We start from the raw sequence: 3,352 nt of genomic DNA, 5'->3' as shown, positions 1-3,352 counted from the left end.
ATCTGCATGCGCTCGGGAATGTCGCGCGCGACTTTGAGGGCACTGGTGCCGATGGATCCGGTGGAGCCGAGGAGGAGAACTTTGCGCATCACGAATGCTTGCTTTGGCTTATCGTGCGATGGCGGACAAGTAAAAATAAAACACCGGCGCGGTGAAGAGCAGGCTGTCCGTCAGATCCAGGATGCCGCCGATGCCGGGGAGAGCGTGACCGCTGTCCTTGATGGCCACGCAGCGTTTGAGCACGGATTCTGCCAGATCCCCCGTGACGGCAGTGGCGCAGAGCAGCGGTGCGAGAATCATTCCATGCACCCAGGTGATGGGGGCAATTTTTTCAGGGATGGTGGCCAGCAGCACCGCAGCGGCGCCAAAAGAGCCAATAAAGGCACCGACAAAGCCCTCCCACGATTTCGCAGGGCTGATGTGCGGGATCATTTTGTGCTTCCCGAACAACACACCCACCACGTAGGCCCCCATGTCGCTGAACTTGGTGACCATGATGAGGAAGAGCACGAGGAAGATGTCCGTGATGCCCTTGCCATCCGCATGGAAGTACATGAGCCGCACCATGAAGCCGAAGAAGATGACGGTGTAAACGGTGCCAAAGACGGTGTTGAAAATGCGCTGCAGGGTGGACGCGCCTTCGAGCTGATGGCGGTAGCAGAGGATGAAGGAGCCGTGCACGCTGGCAGTGAGCGCCGCGAGATCAAACTCCATGGGCGGTGCCTTGTGACGGGAAGTCGTGTACCAAAGAACCACTCCCCAGTAAACAATGCAGATGACAAAGCCCAGCGCATTGAAGGAGCGCGCATGCGGATCATTGCGCAGCAGCCGGAAATACTCGACTGCGCCAGACACGCCAAAAAAACCCGTGATGGCGATGATCAGCCAGGTGTTCTGCCACTGCAAAAAAGCCAGGGTCAGGAGAGACCACAGCAGCAGGGTGCTGAACAAACGGGATGCGAAAACGCGACGCTTGCTGGGCGCGGGGGTCGGCGTGGCGGCGGCGGTTTCGGACATGCGGAAGGTTGGGGTGAGCCATTTAGAGCCTATCCCGCAGGTGAGAGCAATGCGATTTCGCATTTGGCTTTCCTTCCTGCCACGTTAATTTCTAGGCTCATGGCAGCATGCGTCATCCAGCCCGGCCGGGAATGGCGCCAGATTTGATCACAGCCCACCGGCAAAAAACGTGCGCAGCTCGTGCAGTCCCTGCCCTTCGGCGCAGACTTCGGCCAGATTCGACACCGCAGCTGGAATGTGCTGCTCGTAGTGCGGTTTGCCGAGATTGCGGCTGAGATTGGCATAAGCCCCGAGCGCCTGCATGAGCCGCTGGGCGGCACAGAGGTAAAAAACTTCACTCAAGTCAGGAAGCGCCAGGCCGCGATGCTCGGCATAGTAGCTCAGCAGGCAGGCGCGCTCCGTCTTCGTGAGGCTCACGTAGGGGTCGTAGAGCAGCGAGGCGAGATCGTATTCCGCGCGGCCAAGGCGCAGGCCCTGGTAGTCCACCAGCCATGCGTCCTCACCACGAATGAGCACGTTCTGGCTTTGAAAATCCCGATGCACCAGGCAGCGCGGTAGTCCGGCCAGACGGCGGCGGAGCTGCCGGAGCGTTTCATGAGCGGCTTTGTACTCGGCATTGGCAAACTCGCGCCCCAGATAGCCTCCCACAAAATGCTCGAGGAAGTAGCCCTGCTCCCATTCGTAGAGCGCCTCGTCAAAGCCGGGTTCCAGCTCGTTGATATCCACCGCAGTGAGGGTGTTTTCGCCGACGCCATGAAACTTGGCCGCCTCACGCAGGGTCGCCTGATACAGGGGCAAACGCCGTTCCCAGGGGTGGCCGTTGAAGGACTGCAGGTCGATACGGCCCAGATCTTCCAGCCAGACACAAAGGCGATGTTCATCAAAGGCATACACTTGCGGCACATGCGCACCGATTTTCTTCAGGCGGTAAGTAGCGGGGACAAATTTCGGATTGTCACGACGCGCCAGCGTATAAACCATGAGGATCATCGGCTCCCGCTCAGCCTGCCACTTGAGTCGGTAGAAGTGGCGGTCGGAAGCGCCCTTGAGGATCACCTCCACTTCACATGGCGTGGCGCTCAGTTCAGGGAACTGTTCGCGGGTGAAAATGAGCAAAGCCTCGTGTTCGGGGAGCATGGCGGGGAAACGTAGAATGACGAATGCGGACGCTGAATGTCCAACGCAAAGCAATTATCGCCTAAAAATCGACGTCTTCAGCCCTCCCCGCCGCCGTGATGCCACTGCGGACGATGCAGCGCTTCAGATCAGCACCCGTCTTAACCCGCCCGCCGGGCCAGACGATGCTGTCTTCCAATTGTGTTCCGGCTTCAATCACGGCTCCGGCACCGATGACATTGATGCCACGCAGCACGGCTCCGGCTTCAATTTGCGCCGCTGGATCAATCGCAGGGCCATACATGCCGTTCAAAGCTGAATGCGCTGACAAATAGGCCGTGCGGCTGCCCAGATCCCACCAACTGCCCTCATCAATCACGACGGCGCCGAGTTTCGCCCCGGATCGTATCATGTTGAGAAAGATGGGGATGACGGACTCGACCTTGCCGGGAGTGATCCAGTCATGAATGGCCTGATCGCAGGCGTAGATGCCGGTGAAGAGGTATTTCCCCTCGTCACCTGTGCCCAGCTTGTTGCGAATGTCGGTGACGAGACCGCGCCGAGGATCAAATGCGATGTGCAGCGAAGGCCCATGACTGCGCAGCACCAAGGTGACGAGATTGCCGTTTTCACGGTGCTCGGTGAGCAGCGGCTTTAGCGGCAGGTCGGTGAGAATGTCGCCGTTGTAGACGAGGAAGGGCTCGTTTCCGAGCAGATCGCGCACATTGGCAATCCCGCCGGCGGTTTCTAGGCGCACCGGGCTCTCATTACGGAACTGGATCGGCGTGCCCTTGTAGCTTTGATCGGGAAAGGCCTCGGCATAAGCTTCCGGGATGTGATGCGTGTTTACCACCAGACGTGACACACCCGCCGCCAGCAGGTGATCAAACGCATAGGTGATCAGCGGCCGGTGAAACACCGGCACCAGCGGCTTCGGAAGCTGCTCCGTCAACGGTTTAAGCCTCTCGCCAATGCCTGCGCCCAATACAAATGCCTGTTTCACGCGCGGCATTTACGCGGACACGATGACGGCGCAAACGGAAGTTGCCCCTGAGGATCAAGCAGTTCGCTTCTTTTGCAGCCAGGCGACGAACCCAACAAGGACTGCCACGGAAATCACCACCGGCAGAAAGTATCCTCCATCCGAACCGGTGCCGCACAGCGCGCACATGGGATCCGCGCCGTCCAGCGCAGCTGCGGACTGTACGGAATCCGCCGT

The 3,352-nt window shown here is 59.3% G+C and carries 4 protein-coding genes; all 4 read right to left on the bottom strand.

The genetic code is table 11. The features are described from left to right. A partial coding sequence (locus ACIREA_RS29095) for a hypothetical protein (RefSeq protein ID WP_397385826.1) occupies window positions 1-89 on the bottom strand: 89 nt, incomplete at its 3' end. Between the two features lie 19 nt (window positions 90-108). Further along, on the bottom strand, window positions 109-1,017 hold the full coding sequence (locus tag ACIREA_RS29090) for a phosphatidate cytidylyltransferase (RefSeq protein ID WP_397385825.1): 909 nt from the start codon (window positions 1,015-1,017) through the stop codon (window positions 109-111). 147 nt (window positions 1,018-1,164) lie between these two features. Then, window positions 1,165-2,154: an aminoglycoside phosphotransferase family protein gene (locus tag ACIREA_RS29085; protein WP_397385824.1), complete on the bottom strand. Its 990-nt coding sequence runs from the start codon at window positions 2,152-2,154 to the stop codon at window positions 1,165-1,167. Between the two features lie 61 nt (window positions 2,155-2,215). Continuing rightward, complete coding sequence (locus ACIREA_RS29080) at window positions 2,216-3,136, bottom strand: sugar phosphate nucleotidyltransferase (RefSeq protein ID WP_397385823.1); 921 nt, start codon at window positions 3,134-3,136, stop codon at window positions 2,216-2,218. Window positions 3,137-3,352 lie beyond the last annotated feature (216 nt).

The sequence above is a fragment of the Prosthecobacter sp. genome (genome assembly GCF_044373815.1).
Classification (GTDB): domain Bacteria; phylum Verrucomicrobiota; class Verrucomicrobiia; order Verrucomicrobiales; family Verrucomicrobiaceae; genus Prosthecobacter.
This window is presented reverse-complemented; position numbering and strand designations above follow the sequence as displayed.